The sequence below is a fragment of the Cytobacillus oceanisediminis genome (assembly GCF_003182355.1).
GTDB lineage: Bacteria > Bacillota > Bacilli > Bacillales > Cytobacillaceae > Cytobacillus > Cytobacillus oceanisediminis_A.
In genome coordinates this window covers 374445-390297 of the sequence record NZ_QGTW01000004.1, presented here as the reverse complement: position 1 = coordinate 390297, position 15853 = coordinate 374445, and the positions used below count along the sequence as shown (strand labels likewise).

At 42.0% G+C, this 15853-nt stretch carries 16 protein-coding genes and 1 pseudogene; 5 read left to right on the top strand and 12 right to left on the bottom strand.

Going from position 1 to position 15853, the window contains the following annotated elements; genetic code table 11:
• Positions 1-236 (bottom strand): annotated as a pseudogene (locus DFO73_RS10850) (L-glutamate gamma-semialdehyde dehydrogenase); the annotation flags it as partial.
• A gap of 217 nt (positions 237-453) precedes the next feature.
• Here DFO73_RS10850 and DFO73_RS10845 point away from each other — a divergent pair.
• On the top strand, positions 454-1875 hold the full coding sequence (locus tag DFO73_RS10845) for a sigma-54 interaction domain-containing protein (RefSeq protein WP_110064795.1): 1422 nt from the start codon (positions 454-456) through the stop codon (positions 1873-1875).
• Positions 1876-2417: 542 nt separating this feature from the next.
• Here the strand turns inward: DFO73_RS10845 and DFO73_RS10840 are convergent.
• The 3 genes from DFO73_RS10840 to yugI all read right to left on the bottom strand — a co-directional run bounded on the left by DFO73_RS10840 (position 2418) and on the right by yugI (position 5051).
• Positions 2418-2783: a group I truncated hemoglobin gene (locus DFO73_RS10840; protein WP_110064794.1), complete on the bottom strand. Its 366-nt coding sequence runs from the start codon at positions 2781-2783 to the stop codon at positions 2418-2420.
• A gap of 151 nt (positions 2784-2934) precedes the next feature.
• Positions 2935-4362: a Na+/H+ antiporter NhaC gene (gene nhaC / locus DFO73_RS10835; protein WP_110064793.1), complete on the bottom strand. Its 1428-nt coding sequence runs from the start codon at positions 4360-4362 to the stop codon at positions 2935-2937.
• 290 nt (positions 4363-4652) lie between these two features.
• A complete protein-coding gene (gene yugI / locus DFO73_RS10830; RefSeq protein ID WP_110064792.1) occupies positions 4653-5051 on the bottom strand; it encodes a S1 domain-containing post-transcriptional regulator GSP13 in 399 nt (132 codons plus the stop codon).
• A 307-nt stretch (positions 5052-5358) separates the two neighbouring features.
• Here yugI and DFO73_RS10825 point away from each other — a divergent pair, with 307 nt between their 5' ends.
• Both DFO73_RS10825 and DFO73_RS10820 read left to right on the top strand, forming a co-directional pair.
• The gene (locus DFO73_RS10825; protein ID WP_110064791.1) at positions 5359-6702 is read left to right on the top strand and encodes a sodium-dependent transporter; all 1344 of its coding nucleotides are present in this window, start codon (positions 5359-5361) and stop codon (positions 6700-6702) included.
• A 243-nt stretch (positions 6703-6945) separates the two neighbouring features.
• Positions 6946-7308: a helix-turn-helix domain-containing protein gene (locus DFO73_RS10820; protein ID WP_110064790.1), complete on the top strand. Its 363-nt coding sequence runs from the start codon at positions 6946-6948 to the stop codon at positions 7306-7308.
• Between the two features lie 110 nt (positions 7309-7418).
• Here DFO73_RS10820 and DFO73_RS10815 read toward each other — a convergent pair whose 3' ends face one another.
• Together DFO73_RS10815 and DFO73_RS10810 are read right to left on the bottom strand one after the other, a co-directional pair.
• Positions 7419-8594, bottom strand: a complete 1176-nt coding sequence (locus DFO73_RS10815) for an aminotransferase (RefSeq protein ID WP_110064789.1) — start codon at positions 8592-8594, stop codon at positions 7419-7421.
• Positions 8594-9097, bottom strand: coding sequence for an Lrp/AsnC family transcriptional regulator (locus DFO73_RS10810; protein ID WP_110064788.1), 504 nt, complete (start codon positions 9095-9097; stop codon positions 8594-8596). The genes DFO73_RS10815 and DFO73_RS10810 overlap by 1 nt, the downstream gene beginning before the upstream one ends.
• 178 nt (positions 9098-9275) lie before the next feature.
• Between DFO73_RS10810 and DFO73_RS10805 the strand changes: the two genes are divergently transcribed.
• Positions 9276-10115 carry an alpha/beta fold hydrolase gene (locus DFO73_RS10805; protein WP_110064787.1) on the top strand — a complete coding sequence of 280 codons (840 nt, stop codon included), beginning with the start codon at positions 9276-9278 and terminating at the stop codon, positions 10113-10115.
• A 74-nt stretch (positions 10116-10189) separates the two neighbouring features.
• Here DFO73_RS10805 and DFO73_RS10800 read toward each other — a convergent pair whose 3' ends face one another.
• A complete protein-coding gene (locus DFO73_RS10800; protein ID WP_110064786.1) occupies positions 10190-10450 on the bottom strand; it encodes a DUF1871 family protein in 261 nt (86 codons plus the stop codon).
• Between the two features lie 118 nt (positions 10451-10568).
• On the opposite strand from DFO73_RS10800, the gene DFO73_RS10795 reads away from it, so the two are divergent.
• A complete protein-coding gene (locus DFO73_RS10795) occupies positions 10569-11738 on the top strand; it encodes a MalY/PatB family protein (protein ID WP_110064785.1) in 1170 nt (389 codons plus the stop codon).
• Between the two features lie 811 nt (positions 11739-12549).
• Here DFO73_RS10795 and DFO73_RS10790 read toward each other — a convergent pair.
• From DFO73_RS10790 to DFO73_RS10770, 5 genes are all read right to left on the bottom strand, one after another.
• The gene (locus tag DFO73_RS10790) at positions 12550-13386 is read right to left on the bottom strand and encodes a nuclease-related domain-containing protein (RefSeq protein WP_258309383.1); all 837 of its coding nucleotides are present in this window, start codon (positions 13384-13386) and stop codon (positions 12550-12552) included.
• A 174-nt stretch (positions 13387-13560) separates the two neighbouring features.
• A complete protein-coding gene (locus DFO73_RS10785) occupies positions 13561-13935 on the bottom strand; it encodes a PH domain-containing protein (RefSeq protein ID WP_110064783.1) in 375 nt (124 codons plus the stop codon).
• Between the two features lie 112 nt (positions 13936-14047).
• Positions 14048-14611: a superoxide dismutase family protein gene (locus DFO73_RS10780; RefSeq protein WP_110064782.1), complete on the bottom strand. Its 564-nt coding sequence runs from the start codon at positions 14609-14611 to the stop codon at positions 14048-14050.
• Positions 14612-14719: 108 nt separating this feature from the next.
• A complete protein-coding gene (locus tag DFO73_RS10775) occupies positions 14720-14929 on the bottom strand; it encodes a hypothetical protein (protein ID WP_110064781.1) in 210 nt (69 codons plus the stop codon).
• A 129-nt stretch (positions 14930-15058) separates the two neighbouring features.
• Positions 15059-15790, bottom strand: coding sequence for a peptidylprolyl isomerase (locus tag DFO73_RS10770; protein WP_110064780.1), 732 nt, complete (start codon positions 15788-15790; stop codon positions 15059-15061).
• Positions 15791-15853 lie beyond the last annotated feature (63 nt).

Here is a 15853-nt window from a genome sequence, read left to right as displayed (position 1 = left end):
ATCGCTTTCTCAGCATGCTCGCGGTTTGCCTTTGAAACACGGCCAACCACTTCTTCTTTATTAGAAGGATTGATTGATACGATTTTATCTTCAGTGGAGATTCTCTCTCCCCCAATGAATAAGTCATAGTCCTGGCCCAAATAGCTTTCGACTGTTTTTAATCCCTGTAAGTATGCTTGGCGATTTTCTTCTGTTTTAAAATTTGTGAAAGGTTCATGTTTGTACGGCTGTACCATGATTCCATCCCCCTTTAATTCGGTTTTTTGCATCCGTCATTTTATAATGCAAGAACTGTGCCAACTTTAAAAAGCTATTAAATAAAGATTTGTTGTTTTCGATAGCAAAATATTTTTGCGCATCGATAGACCGAAGTTATCTTTGGGTGCAAATTTCCATTGCACTATTTCAATTTAGTTTATACTATTAAATAAAATACAGGATAAGGAGACCACAATGAATCAGCATGAATTCGAACAGCTTCAATTAAAAAATAAGATCTTTCAGCGAATTTTGGATGAAATTGATGTCGGTGTCCATGTCGTAGATGTCGAGGGAAAAACGATTATCTACAATAAAAAAATGGTTGAGATTGAAGGCATGAACTATGAAGATGTGTTGGATAAGAACCTGCTTGATGTCTTTTCTTTTAACCAAAATGAAGACAGTACACTCCTTCAAGCCCTGCAAAAGGGAAGAAATATTAAAAACGCCAAGCAAACGTACTTTAACAATAAGGGCCAGGAAATTACAACAATTAATAACACTTTTCCAATCATTGAAGGAAGTGTGCAAATTGGCGCCATGGAAATTGCCCGCGATGTTACTAAACTTGAAAAACTGATCCGGGAAAACATGAACAAAAGGGGAGATACGCGCTACACCTTTGATAGCATCATTGGAAGCAGCGATGAGATTCGGGAAGTGATCGAGGCAAGCAAAAGAGCTACCCGGACGAGCTCGTCTGTTTTGATCATCGGCGAAACCGGTACCGGGAAAGAGCTTTTTGCGCAAAGCATCCATAACGGAAGCAGCCGCTCTTCTAAACCATTTATCTCGCAAAACTGTGCAGCATTGCCAGATAGCTTGATAGAAGGCCTTTTGTTTGGCACCAAAAAAGGGGCCTTTACCGGTTCAATTGAGCGCCCGGGATTATTTGAGCAGGCAGATGGCGGAACCCTTCTGCTGGATGAGATCAACTCTCTTAACCCATCCCTGCAAGCGAAACTTCTAAGAGTTTTGCAGGAAAAAACAGTCCGCAGAGTCGGCGATACGAAAGATCGGACCGTAGATGTAAGAATAATTGCCACAATCAACGAAGATCCAATCGATGCGATCTCAGAAGGCCGTTTGCGGAAGGACTTATACTATAGACTAAGTGTCGTGTCCCTCTTCATTCCGCCATTAAGGGAGAGAACAAAAGATATCGGGGACCTCGTTCAATTTTTCATCGAAAAATATAATCAGCTTTTCGGTATGAATGTAGAAGATGTCGACGAAGACGTAATGAGCAAATTCGAGCAATACGACTGGCCTGGGAATGTCCGTGAATTGGAGCATATTATTGAAGGCGCCATGAACCTGATCGACCTGGAAGAAGCCATCAGCTACATCCACCTGCCGCTCCATTTCCGGAACAAACCGCAATTCAAGGAGGAAGAGAACGAGACAGGCACTATGGATGATCTGCTGATCCAGAAAAATAAGCCGATCAAGCCGCTGGAGCAATACATCCAGGAAGCAGAAACCTATTATCTAAAAAAAGTACTTAAGCATCATGGCAATAATATAACCCAAGCTGCAAAATCTCTTGGCATGAGCCGGCAAAACCTGCAATACCGGCTGCGAAAGTATGGAGTTAAGAAGGATAATAGCTAATTGGGCCAGTGAATAGCCGTTTCGTTGATATGTCTTAAAAGGGCGGGCAGTTCTCCGATGAGGATGCAGAACTTTCTAGAAAAAGAAGGCAATCTATTAAAAATTGCAGCCTAATTCATTTTTTGCAGTTGGAATCTGCCTAGAATTCCATGAACATAGCCAATTTCCGGCCGGTTTAAAATATTGAAAGTTCTGCGGATAAAACTGATAAACTGTTCTTTTTCCAAGCATAAAATTATCCGGCAGCTCTTTTTATATTGGCTCTGTTAAATTTGCCTGTTGATTTCAGCACGAGGCACTCCCTTTCCGCGGGCGGTCCGACGCTCCTCGTCGCTTTGCTCCTGCGGGGTCTCCCTTTGATCCGCACTCCCGCAGGACGTTGAATAAGCATCCTCGAATAAACACCTCGTCGTAAGAAAATGCGAATGCATTTTCGAGGAGTCTCGTGCCTTCCGCTCCAATTAACAGGGTGCTAAAAAACAACAATAAGCTTTAACAGAGCCTTTATATTAAAAACAACTAAAAGCTCCCCGCGGGGAGCTTTATTTGTATAGAATATCGTCCCGAAGCGCCGCAACTCGAGTTAAAGCTCCGTCAATATCCCTTTCGCTCAAACCAAAATGGGCAAGTGCATCATGGAGGTGCTTGGCGATGGCGTTAAAGTGCTCCGGCTGCAGGTTCATGCCTTCGTGTGCCTTTGCCATTGAATTGCCTGAGTATTGATTAGGCCCTCCCAACGCATAGCTGATGAATTTAGATTGATGGCGTTTCTGTTTGACCATATCGGTGTGCTCGAAAAATTGATTGACGGTTGGATCCTTCAACACTAGTTCCTCATAAAAGTAATCAACCACTTTTTCAATTGCTTCCCCGCCGCCTACTTTTTCGTAAAGTGTTTGCTCTGCCATAAAAGTCACTCCTTTCAACAAAATGTATTTTTTGATTAATTGAAACTCCCTATTCATAATTATACTGATTTCCTTCTATTTACCTTTACCCGAAGAACTATCCATTAACCTATAAAAGAGAAAGGCTCTGAAAAAATCCAGAGCCTTCTTTTTAAGATGCCTTCTGATCGTTTGCTTCTATTTCTTTTCGCTCTTTATCACTCATAAAAGTAATTTTGTAGCCAAGCAGGGCAAAAATTATGGCCAGGATTGGCACAGTGAAATTCAATATCGCATATGGTGCGTATTCAAATGGATGTACGGACAGTGTTGAAAAAATAAACACCGCGCAGGTATTCCACGGGACAAATACAGAAGTTACAGTTCCTCCATCCTCCAGTGCGCGTGAAAGATTTTTGGATTGCAGATTTCTATCCTTATAGGCCTGTGCATACATCCTACCAGGCAACAGGATGGATATATATTGCTCTGCTGCGGCAACATTTGTGAAAAAGGATGATAGAACCGTTGTAGCCACAAGGCTTCGCGCTGAACGGGCCAGCTTCAGAATCTGATCGACAATCGCTTTAAGCATTCCTGTCTGTTCCATCACACCGCCAAAGGTCATCGCGACAATGGTTAACGAAACGGTGTACATCATATCATCGATGCCGCCTCTGTTGAAAAGGTCATCCACAAGGCCATTTCCGCTTTCGATTGAAAATCCGCCCTGCAGCGTATTTACAGCATCTCCTACTGAACCGCCTTGAATGAAAATATGGCAGAACCAGCCAAGCACAACTCCAGCCGCCAAGGCAGGCAGGGCCGGAACTTTTTTGGCTACCAGAAAAATGACCAATACAGGTACAAGCAGAAGCCCGGGAGAAATGACGAAGCTCTCTGAAAGCACCTTCATTACCTCTGAAATATTTTCATTGTTTAATTCATTGCTGCCAAACTGCCTGCCCATAAACCAATACACAAGTACTGCAATCACCAGAGCAGGAATGGTCGTGTAAAACATGTGGCGGATATGCTCAAACAAGTCCGTGCCGGTAATCCCTGCAGCCAAGTTCGTTGTATCAGATAGCGGCGACATCTTGTCCCCAAAATACGCACCGGAAATAATAGCACCTGCCACCATCGGAGCCGGAATACCCATACTGATCCCAATTCCCATGCCTGCAACCCCGATCGTTCCCATTGTGGACCAGGAGCTTCCAATAGCCAGTGTTACAATCGCACTGATGACGCATATTGAAACCAAGAACATGGAAGGCGTAATAAGCTTTAATCCATAGTAAATCATCGTTGCGACAATTCCGCCGCCAATCCAGGACCCAATCGTCAGGCCAACCATAATAATAATGAGGATTGCTGGAAGAGCCAATCGAATCCCTTTATAAAAACCTTCTTCTATATCATTCCATTTAAATCCAAAACGCCAAGCGATGAAAGCGGATACAATTGTTCCTGTAATTAATGGCACATGCGGACTACCCTCAAATTTTACAATCGTGACAGCCATAACAGCGATCATCACCAAAAGCGGCAGTACAGCCATCCCAAACGGAATCTTCTTCCCTGTCGTTTCTCCCATATATGTTCCTCCTTTAAAGTAATACCCTTTTAATAGTCATTGCAAGATTAATGCCAAAACATTTAATTCCTCCATTTTTCTGAATTTTTATGTTAAAAAAATGCATCGGCTGGGGATTTCTATGTAAATTAGTATGCAAAATATTTTTTCGAGCGCACGCTCATTTTGCGTGTAAAAGCAAGGATTTTTTGCATAATTAAAAAGCACTCTTTCCAGCATGGGCAATTAAGGAAACTCAGCTTTGTAACCAATAAAATAAAAAACCGGGCCAAAGCCCGGCTTCCCAAGTATTACTTCTTGATAAGGTCTTCGCGCTGGGATTGTTCGATCCACTCTTGAAGCTTATCTTTAAGTGTGTTGAATCCTTGTGCAGATTCATCTTCCATTTTGATTGGCGCTGCCTGGCGTTTGCGAGGCTTCTTAGCTTTTGCCTCTGCTTGTGGCGCTTCTTCTGTTGCGCGGATTGATAATCCGATTTTACCTGCTTCTTCGTCAACAGATAAAACTTTTACTTTTACTTCGTCGCCGACTTTAAGATGTTCGTTAATATCTTTAACGAATCCATGAGTTACCTCGGAAATATGCACTAATCCTTGTGTATTCTCATCCAGTGCCACGAACGCACCGTATGGCTGAATACCTGTAACCTTTCCTGTAATAACACTGCCTACTTCGATTTTCTCAGACATGAAAACACTCCTATTTATATTCATATTTTATCTCTTTATACGCAATAAAAAATTATATCACAACTAAGGAGAAATATCAAAAATGAAAAAGGATTAACAACTAACCCATTTTATTCCATTCTCGCTTTCCACCCTAAACATTTCCTTTCTTTTAATATAATGAAACATTCTGCAAACAATAGAATTACCCTACACAATTTTCGGAAAGCATAGTAAGATGGACAAATATCTTTTCTGGAGTCTTTAATATCTAAGGGTAAAAAACCTCCAGCTAAAAAAGTTTCACATTATTTTAAAGGAGTAATTTATGAAAAAACATGAACAATGGACTTCAAAACTTGGCTTCATTTTAGCTGCAGCCGGATCTGCCATTGGTTTAGGAGCTATTTGGAAATTCCCTTATATTGCTGGCACAAATGGGGGCGGAATCTTTTTTGCCATTTTTCTTCTATTAACCATTTTTATTGGCGCTCCCATTTTAATTGCTGAATTTATTATTGGGCGCAGAACACAAAAAGATGCTGTTACAGCTTACAAGGTTTTAGCACCGGGATCTGGCTGGCATTGGCTTGGGATTGGCGGAGTCACTGTCTCGTTTATTATCCTGTCCTTTTATAGTGTTGTCGGCGGATGGATTCTTTCATACCTTTGGAGAAGCTTTACAGGTACGCTAACAGGCCTTTCACAGACGGAATACGCAAGCCTCTTCAAAAATATTATTGCCAATCCAACAGAGGTTGTTGTGCTGCAACTGATTTTTATGCTTATGACCATTTCGGTTGTTCAGGGCGGTATCCAAAAAGGGATTGAACGGGCCAGCAAATACATGATGCCCGCTTTATTTATTCTTTTTATTATTTTGGTATTCCGTTCGCTTACCCTGGAAGGTGCGCTCGAGGGAGTCGAGTTTTTATTAAAGCCTGATTTTAATAACATAAATGCTGAAACGGTACTTCTTGCGCTCGGGCAATCCTTTTTTGCATTAAGTGTAGGTATTTCCGTCATGGTTACCTATGCTTCTTACCTTTCAAAAGAAGATAATCTAACCAAGTCGGCCTTCTCAGTTGTTGGCTTAAACATTATCATTTCCCTTTTGGCAGGCTTGGTTATTTTCCCTGCGGTTTTCGCTTTGGGATTTGAACCTGGCGCCGGACCGGGTCTTGTATTTGTCGTACTGCCAGCCGTATTTAATGAAATCGCATTTGGCGGTATTTTTTTAACGGTCTTCCTTGTGCTGCTTTTATTCGCTACGTTAACATCCGCTTTTTCCATCCTGGAAATTGGGGTGGCAGCCCTGGTAAAGGACAAAACCGAAAAAAGAAAAACAGCGGCATGGTCTTTCGGATTGCTTATTTTCCTTGCCGGCGTTCCAAGTGCCCTTTCATTTGGCGTTTTGTCGGATGTATTGATTTTTAATAAATCCATTTTTGATTTTGCGGATTTTATTGCCAGCAATATTGGCCTTCCGCTTGGTGCATTATTTATTTCTCTGTTCGTGGGCTACAGAATTCCCCGACAAGCTGTAAAGGAGGAACTGCATGCCGGCACAAAGGGGATTGGCCTGATCTTTGATCTATGGTACCTATCTATCCGGTATCTCGTGCCCGTAGCAATTTTATTTGTTTTCCTGCATTCTTTTGGGATTCTATAGTAAAGTGCAACTTCCGTCATCGGGACTCTTTTACACCCAATGCTGTTCAGTTGAACCAATCTGGCATTTCCAAGCAGTTTGTATTCCCATTTATGCCTTCGGATACTAAACTTTCTTGCAGGAAAGTCTTGATGCCGTTTTATGCGGGAGATGTTAACGAAATGTTCACGAAGAACGGCCATAACAGACAGCCCCACATGATAAAATAGTAATCGGAGAAAATGATAAAAGGGGTGATGGATCATGTCAAACATCGGCAATAACATTAAGGCATGCCGGGAACGTGCGAATATGTCCCAGCAGCAGCTTGCGTTAAAAGTGAGGGTTGGAACTGGTACCATTGCAAAATATGAAAGCGGGGACCAAATTCCGGATACCCAAACTGTTCTAAAAATTTCTACAGCACTTGATATTCCTGCTTCAGAGCTTCTTGAACAGGAGCTGCTGACAAACCAGACTGGAATTGATTATGAAATCGAACAGCTAGTACGTGAAATCGGCACAAAAAAGGCAAAGCTCATACTAAGAAAAGCAAAGGAAATCAGTGAAGAGGATTTTCTGAGGGTCATGCAAATGCTCTACGAAATCAAGTATCATAATAAATAATTTTAAAAATCAAGTATAAAAAGGGGAATACTGGTTAGCCTTGTATTATAAGGCTTTCTAGTATTCCCCCCCTTTTTGAAGTTGACAATCTGTAATGGATTGTCCTTTTTTTATGCCTTTTGGCTTCGTTCAAGGAAACGGCCGATTCGCTTTATGGCTTCCTGAAGCTGTTCCATGGATGTCGCATAGGAGCAGCGCACGTGACCTTCACCGCTTTCGCCAAAGATATTGCCTGGGACGACTGCTACTTTTTCCGCCAATAATAGCTTTTCTGCAAATTCCTCTGACGAAAAGCCTGTACTTTCAATAGACGGAAACGCATAAAACGCTCCACCAGGCACATGGCATGTTAATCCAAGATCATTAAGTGACTGAACGAAATAATTCCGCCTGCGCCTGTAGCTTTTTTTCATTTCTTCTACTTCTGTCCTGCCTGTTTTTAAAGCTTCCAGGGCCGCGAATTGCGCCATGGTCGGAGCACACATCATCGCATACTGGTGTATTTTAAGCATAGCCTGGGAGATTGCCTCCGGAGCGCAAACAAACCCCAGCCTCCAGCCTGTCATTGCAAACCCCTTTGAAAAGCCGGATATTAAAATCGTTCTTTTGCGCATCCCGCTGATGGCAGCAAAACTTGTATACTCTCCCTCATACGCCAATTCAGCGTAAATCTCATCTGACAGCACTAGCAGGTCATTCTTTTCTGCGATTTTCGCAATATTCTCGAGCTCACTTTTGCTAAGCATGGTTCCTGTCGGATTATTTGGGGAACAAAGCATGATCGCTTTTGTCCGTCCTGTAATTGCTTTTTCCAGCTGTTCAGGCTGAATTTTAAAGCCGAACTCTTTTAGCGTTTGAACCTGTACAGGGACCCCGCCAGCAAGAGCTACTAAGGGAACATAGGAAACAAAGCTCGGTTCAACAACAATCACCTCGTCACCGGGATCAAGAATGGCTCTTAGGGCAATATCCAAGGCCTGGCTCGCCCCAACTGTGACTGTGATTTCCTTTTGTGCAGAATAGGAAACACCGAAGCTTTTCTGCATATAACTCGCAATCTCTTCCCGAAGCTCCATTAAACCAGCGTTGGCAGTATAAGACGTATATCCCTGCTCAAGGGACAGGATTGCAGCTTCCCTTACAGACCAGGGCGTTACGAAATCAGGTTCCCCCACCCCCAGGGAGATGACGCCTTCCATACCTGCAGCCAGGTCAAAAAAGCGGCGAATTCCTGAAGGCTTCAGTTCTTCAACCGTTTTAGAAAGATAGGTTTTAGTACGGTTCATTATGGTGACACCACGATTCGTTTGTCATCTTCATTTTGTTCAAAGATTGTTCCGTCATGCTTATATTTTTTCAAAATAAAATGGGTCGTAGTTGACAAGACCGAGTCGAGTGTGGACAATTTTTCAGAAACAAACCGGGCTACCTCATTCATGGAACGTCCTTCAACAATAACGGAAAGATCATAAGCGCCAGACATTAAATAAACCGACCTTACCTCTTTAAAGCGGTAAATTCTTTGGGCAACCTCATCAAAGCCCACTCCGCGTTTAGGAGCCACCTTCACATCTATCATCGCGGTAACACCCTCATGACCATCTACCTTCGACCAATCAATAACCGAAGTATAGCGGACTAAAACCTTTAATTCCTCAAGCTTTTCTAAAGCCTCATTTGTTTCCTCAATACTCAATTCAGCCATTTTCGCAATGTCTTCAACCGGGATTCGCGCACTATTATTTTCTAAAATTTCCAAAATCTCTATTTGTTTTTCTGATAATTTCATCTTTGCAGCTCCTATCCTTTAGTGATTTACTCTATAAAATAGTTCCATTATAGCAAAAACTGCTGAAAATAAATGTGTCACTTTTATTATTTTTTAAAATTTATAAAATCATATGTGTCAGGATTGAAATTGAGGGGAAAATATAGGGAAGTTTAGAAAAACAAGGAGGGGAAAGCCAATGGAAGAGACGACTTTTTCAGGAACGGAGCCTATCAATGGAACGGATGTTTACTTTGAGTATTACAAACACGAATCTTCCAGGGAAACACTGGTTCTGCTGCATGGCTTCCTGTCATCGACTTTTAGCTTTCGCAGGCTGATTCCTTTATTGAAGACAGAATTCAATGTCATTTCAGTCGACTTGCCGCCCTTTGGCAAAAGCGGCAAGTCCCGCCAGTTTGTTTACTCCTACGAAAATCTGGCGAAAACCGTCATCCAATTATCAGAAAAGCTCGGCTTTGAAAAAGTTACATTAGTTGGCCATTCAATGGGAGGACAGATCGTTTTGAATGTCGCCCATTCCAAGCCTGAACTCGTAGACCAGGCGGTGTTATTATGCAGCTCCGGCTATATGAAAAGGATGAAGCCCCATCTTATTTTTTCCAGCTACATACCGTTCTTTCATTTGTATGTAAAATTATATCTTCAGCGTTCTGGAGTAAAACAAAATTTGAAAAACGTTGTCCATGATCATTCCATGATTGATGACGAGATGCTCTATGGGTATTTGTCGCCATTTTTAGAGGATGATATTTTTCGTGCATTGACCAGAATGATCCGCGACCGGGAAGGCGATTTGCCGCCGGCTGCCTTGAAAAGGATTGTAACTCCATGCCTGTTAATTTGGGGAGAGCATGACAGAGTCGTTCCGCTTCACATTGGGAAACGGCTGAATAAGGATTTGAAGAACTCCAGGCTGGTTGTATTAAAAGATACCGGCCATCTTGTGCCGGAAGAACGGCCTGAAGATGTCCTGCAGCATATTAAAAGGTTTATGAAGACTGCAGAGAGTGTTTAGACGAAAAAAACGGCACACCATGGAGGGCTGCCGTTTTATTGAGTCTAAACTGCTTATCTGCCGTATTAGGTTAATTAAATGGTGCATGAACCATTATTCTTGATATCAAGAAGCTGGGCGGAAATTTCCTTGCATTTTTCCAAGGGGATGATTTCCTCAAAAGAGAATTCATATATGGACTGAATTTTCCTTGCAAGCTTGTCCCTGTCATCGAGATCGTGGACAGCCTGGACTGAATCTGCAATTTCTGTATCATAATTTCCCGGTCCGATTCCAAATGGATCCCATTGATCCAGGGTATGGACGAGCAAAAGGTTTGTCTGCTGAATTTCCATGTTTATCACCTTTTTATCGTTCGGCTGCCAGCCTGGAGCCGCTTTGTTTTAATTTTTAGTATCAATATCATATCATAGAGTCAGGATACATAAAAGAATCATAAAGGCGGTGACAGTATTGAATCAATTTAATTTTCATCAAAAAATCGACCGGGAAAATACAGCTTCTGTTAAATGGGATATGACCAAGGCGGTTTTTGGCACTACAGATGTTTTGCCAATGTGGGTGGCGGATATGGATTTTCAGCCTCCTGAAGAAGTAAAGAAAGCACTTGAGGAAAGAATGGATCATGGCATCTTCGGATATACATACGCACCTGATTCTACTGCTGAAGCAATTGTTCAGTGGTTGAATAACCGGCATAGCTGGAAAGTTGACAAAGTTTCGATCCTGTATAGCACCGGAGTCGTTCCATCCATTGCAACAGCCATCCAGGCTTTTACCGAAAAAGATGATAAAGTGATGTTACAGTCTCCAGTGTATACACCCTTTTTCGAGATGATCAAAAAAAATGGGCGAACAGTTGTTAATTCCCAGCTGAAGCTCGAAAATAGCCGCTATCAAATCGATTTTGAGGATTTTGAAAGCAAGCTTAAGGAAGGCGTGAAATTATTCCTGCTGTGCAACCCGCATAACCCCGGAGGCAGAATGTGGACTGAGGAAGAGCTGCGGAAAATCGGAGAGCTGTGTGTGAAATACGATTGTACCATCCTCTCGGATGAAATCCACTCCGATCTAATTTTCAAAGGGAACAAGCATATATCAATTGCTTCTCTTGATCAGCGTTTCGCCGATATTACCATCACCTGCATTGCGCCAACAAAAACATGGAACCTTGCAGGAATACAGGCGTCCGCTGCAGTCATCAGCAATGATCAACTGCGGAAAGCCTTCCAGGAAGAACAAGGCAAACAAGGCTTTTTCACCCTTTCCGCCTTCGGAATCCTTGGCATGGAAGCAGCTTATCGCCATGGGGAAAAATGGCTTGATGGATTAATGGCCTATCTGGAGGAAAATAAAAAGACAGCAGCGCAGTTTATAAAAAAGGAATTGTCCGGCATTAACATGATCGAGCCTGATGGCACTTATTTATTGTGGCTTGACTGCCGCAGGCTTGAAATGAATGATGATGAGCTTAGAAAGCAGCTGCTGGAAAAGGGTAAACTCGCCCTGGAACCCGGACCAAAATACGGCCCCGGCGGCGAAGGCTTCGTCCGCATGAACATCGCCTGCCCGCATGAGGTCTTGGTGGATGGGCTGGAAAGATTAAAGAGAGCGTTTGGGTGAGTAGGGATTGAGCACGGATGGGGTTCCGTGCTCTTATTCTTTTTACTCCGGCCTAAACCTGTTATCATCATGAGATGTATTAAATAATTTAACTACAATACCAGGTTCCCTTTACAAGATTCGTCGTTTAATCTAACAGGATTAACTACCATTTTTCATTTGCTACCTCTAGTTTCGTCGTTAATCACATTGATTAACTACCATTTTTCACTTACTGCCTCCTGTTTCGTCGTTGATTACATAGATTAACTACTATTTTTCATTTACTACCTCTAGTTTCGTGGTTAATCACATTGATTAACTACTATTTTTCACCTACTGCCTCCTGTTTCGTCGTTAATCACATTGATTAACTACCATTTTTCACTTACTGCCTCCTGTTTCGTCGTTAATCACATTGATTAACTACCATTTTTCACTTACTGCCTCCAGCTTCGTCGTTAATCACATTGATTAACTACTATTTTTCACCTACTGCCTCCTGTTTCGTCGTTAATCACATTGATTAACGACCATTTTTCACTTACTACCTCCAGCTTCGTCGTTAATCACATTGATTAACTACCATTTTTCACTTACTGCCTCCTGTTTCGTCGTTAATTACATTGATTAACTACTATTTTTCACCTACTGCCTGCTGTTTCGTCGTTAATCACATTGATTAACTACCATTTTTCACTTACTGCCTCCTGTTTCGTCGTTAATCACATTGATTAACTACCATACTCCGCTTACTGTCCATAGTTTCGTCGTTAATTATAAAGATTAACTTCAAAACTTTTATACCTGTATTAAAACTAAAATTAACGGCCTACTTACTAACATAAAAAGAAGCTTTGCCTCTTCCTTTTTTCTCATAATTCCTCGAAAGGATCCTTTGAATTACTTTAGTAGAACTAATTATGCTGCACCATTCATAAATACCATTTGAGGTAATCTTCATTTCAGGGAAGAGGGTTTTAAATTCCTCAACACTCCTAAGGACTGCGGAGTCATTTTCTTCTTTGCAGCCACATTCGCTGCATATTAAAATGCTCTGGCTAAATGGAGTTAGAAATGATGAACAAGATCCACAAGGGATCCCTTTTCTAAACTGCTCATATGAATAGCCTGGAACTCTAAAAAAAGGGTTCTCCTTCAAGCAACGGGAGTTTAACTGTTCTGCCAGCTTTGCATTTCTTACTTTTGATGCTGCAGGCGTACCTTTTAATTTTTCTATAAAACGGTTTTGTTGGGCTGGAAAAACGGCAGGCAGGTTCAAGGGAGCCTGGTAGAGTTGAAAACCGGGGTTTACGAAGACAAGGTATGGTTTTATGGGGAGGTTGAAGCCTAATTCCTTGAGGAGTCCTCTCAGCAGTGTTTCACTTCTATGAAGCTGGAGCAGGGGATTTTTAATTTCGGTTTTCGAGGTGGTAAACCAGTGGTCATTTTCAATATAAAAATCACCTTCGTAATTTTTGACTTCAAAAATATAGAGGATTGCACCAGCTAGTAGCAGAGTATCAATTTGAAAAAGAGTGCTGCTGCTTTCCAGCAATAGGTCATTAAGGATCATCCAATCATCTGGAACCTCTTGCATCAGCCTGTCAAACTGCAGTTCGCCGGCAAAACCTTTTTCCAAATTTAGATAGTGATTTTCATCCTTCACCGATGATTCCAAACGGCGATATAAATAGCGGAGTAACTTTAATTCTTCCGGTTCAAAACGGGGTTTAATGATCATATTCCACATCCCTTACTTAAGATAAATCCATTCTATGAAAAATCACCTAGTTTCACAAGTAAAATAAAACCCTTTACCGACGGCCAGTAAAGGGTGATATTACAGTACATATTCAGCAAGAACGCTTTGTACTTCGTATATATTTAGGCTTTTGTTAAATTGCTTTTCAATCGGTTCTTCAGCCCCTGAGATCCAAATCTTCAATTCGGCTTCAAGGTCAAAGCTGCCTGCGGTTTCAATGCTGAAGTGGGTAATACTTTTATAAGGGATGGAGTGGTATTCTACTTTCTTCCCTGTTATCCCTTGTTTATCAACCAGGATAAGGCGCTTGTTTGTAAAAATGAATAAATCCCGTACCAGCCGATAAGCTTTTTCCACCTGTTCGCTCGGAGCAAGTACTGCTGCAAATTCCTCCTGAACCTCTTCAATTTTCGCTTCAGAAGCATTGCCAATAAACCCATCAAAAATCCCCATATAAACAATCTCCTTTAAAAGGTTTAATTTTATTATAAGGGTTAAACCAGAATTTTCCTAGCTTTCTGATTAAGAAAAAGCAGCCCCCTTTACCAGGAAGCCACTCTCCATTTTATCCTTCAGTTGTTTGGTCATCCTGAGCCTTTTTCTGGCCCTTTTCATCTTTATCCTTCGAGATCCTGCCGCAGGCGATGCGCTCTCCGGAATCTCCTGCTGGCGACGTCATTCCGTCATCCATTCCCTCATGGATGACAATTGAAGTTCCTTCCTTAGTCAGCAAAGAGGTTTTGCCATCTTTTAATGTGACTTGCGGAGCCATTAAATCCACCTTCACTTTGCCGTCATCCTCAACAATTAAATTAGGCAGGTCACCGGCATGGGCGCCTTTTGGATGCAGGAGTCCATGTTCTTTGTTGTCAGGGTTAAAATGATTTCCAGCAGATTTAAAGTCGGGCGGCTCGCATTTGGCTTCTTCATGAATATGAATAGCATGCTCCCCCGGTGGCAAGCCGTTTAAATCGAGGCTCAACATAACCCCGCTTGACTGTTCCTCCACCTTGATGGTTCCTAAAGAATCTCCCACAGCATTAAACATTTCCACTTCCGTATTTGTAATGTTTTCTTCTGCACAACCTGCCAAAAACAAAACAAAAACAAGCATCCAAGCTTTTCTCATGATTGAATCCTCCATCAAGACATTTTGTCTTTAGTGTTGCCCAATCATTTTTTTGATAAACAGGAGAATAAAAAAGGTGGAGGGATCAGGCAAAAAAAGAACAGCTTCTCAGCTGTTCTCTTCCTGCTTATTTTGCCTGCTGAGGTGATCCTCAAGTTCCTTTGCCTTGGCAGCCTCGCGCTTTGATACGCGGATGATCAATCTCATTGTCAGGATGGCTGCAACTAAAAAGATGGCAAAAGTAACGGCTGCAGGGCCGTATTCTGATTTATCTTCCGGAAAATATAGAAACAACGACAGTACGTACCATTGCAGCATAATATTCTATCCTTTCTGCCAAAAGCAGTGGTTCAATGGTTTATTATATCAGCTATGAAAATACTGTCCAATTTTTTTAGCGGTTGTTCAAATGTCTTGCTTATGGCCGACGCTAATAATCTTTATTAATTACTTCAATACCTCAATCTTTTCAATCACCACATCTTCAACAGGCTTGTCCTGCTCCGCTGTTTCGACTGCTGCAATGCTGTCGACAACGTCCATTCCTTCAACGACCTGGCCAAAAACGGTGTGCTTGTGGTCAAGCCATGGGGTGCCGCCTTTTTCATAGGCTTTAATAATGTCTTCCGGATAGCCGGCCTTTTCCATTTGCTCCTTCAAGCTTGGGTCCACTGTTGTGTTTTGCACGATAAAGAATTGGCTCCCGTTTGTATTCGGGCCGGAATTGGCCATGGATAACGCTCCACGGATATTAAAGAGCTGGTTGGAGAATTCGTCTTCAAAAGCTTGTCCATAGATGCTCTCTCCGCCCATGCCGGTGCCCTGTGGGTCGCCGCCCTGAATCATAAAGTCTTTAATGACACGGTGGAAGATTAAACCGTCATAATAGCCATCTTCGCTATGTTTAATGAAGTTTTCGACTGTTTTTGGAGCCTGCTCAGGAAAGAGCTTGATTTTTATATTGCCTTTGGATGTCTGCATTTCAACCAGTCTTTCATTGTCCTGGACCTCTTCTGTCAATTGCGGAAAGCTATCCGGAGTTTCACTAGCCTGGTTTTCAGTTTTGGTTTCTTCTTGTTCGGAACCGTTCGCATTGTCTGTCTCCTTTTCAGTGCTTGTCCCGCATGCTGCCAGGATTAGCATTAAGACAAGAAGCGGAGCTAAAATACTCCATTTCATACATTCATTCCTCCTATATACTATGTTGATTCCCTCTTCATAAGGCAAAACGAAATTCTGCTA

Bases quoted from the DNA above. Each gene is read 5' to 3' on its own strand.
- DFO73_RS10815 (WP_110064789.1), bottom strand. From the start codon at position 8,594: ATGAACCGTACTAAAACCTATCTTTCTAAAACGGTTGAAGAACTGAAG.
- DFO73_RS10770 (WP_110064780.1), bottom strand. From the start codon at position 15,790: ATGAAATGGAGTATTTTAGCTCCGCTTCTTGTCTTAATGCTAATCCTG.
- DFO73_RS10785 (WP_110064783.1), bottom strand. From the start codon at position 13,935: ATGGGGATTTTTGATGGGTTTATTGGCAATGCTTCTGAAGCGAAAATT.
- DFO73_RS10805 (WP_110064787.1), top strand. From the start codon at position 9,276: ATGGAAGAGACGACTTTTTCAGGAACGGAGCCTATCAATGGAACGGAT.
- DFO73_RS10845 (WP_110064795.1), top strand. From the start codon at position 454: ATGAATCAGCATGAATTCGAACAGCTTCAATTAAAAAATAAGATCTTT.
- yugI (WP_110064792.1), bottom strand. From the start codon at position 5,051: ATGTCTGAGAAAATCGAAGTAGGCAGTGTTATTACAGGAAAGGTTACA.
- DFO73_RS10840 (WP_110064794.1), bottom strand. From the start codon at position 2,783: ATGGCAGAGCAAACACTTTACGAAAAAGTAGGCGGCGGGGAAGCAATT.
- nhaC (WP_110064793.1), bottom strand. From the start codon at position 4,362: ATGGGAGAAACGACAGGGAAGAAGATTCCGTTTGGGATGGCTGTACTG.
- DFO73_RS10810 (WP_110064788.1), bottom strand. From the start codon at position 9,097: ATGAAATTATCAGAAAAACAAATAGAGATTTTGGAAATTTTAGAAAAT.
- DFO73_RS10820 (WP_110064790.1), top strand. From the start codon at position 6,946: ATGTCAAACATCGGCAATAACATTAAGGCATGCCGGGAACGTGCGAAT.
- DFO73_RS10825 (WP_110064791.1), top strand. From the start codon at position 5,359: ATGAAAAAACATGAACAATGGACTTCAAAACTTGGCTTCATTTTAGCT.
- DFO73_RS10780 (WP_110064782.1), bottom strand. From the start codon at position 14,611: ATGAGAAAAGCTTGGATGCTTGTTTTTGTTTTGTTTTTGGCAGGTTGT.
- DFO73_RS10800 (WP_110064786.1), bottom strand. From the start codon at position 10,450: ATGGAAATTCAGCAGACAAACCTTTTGCTCGTCCATACCCTGGATCAA.
- DFO73_RS10775 (WP_110064781.1), bottom strand. From the start codon at position 14,929: ATGCTGCAATGGTACGTACTGTCGTTGTTTCTATATTTTCCGGAAGAT.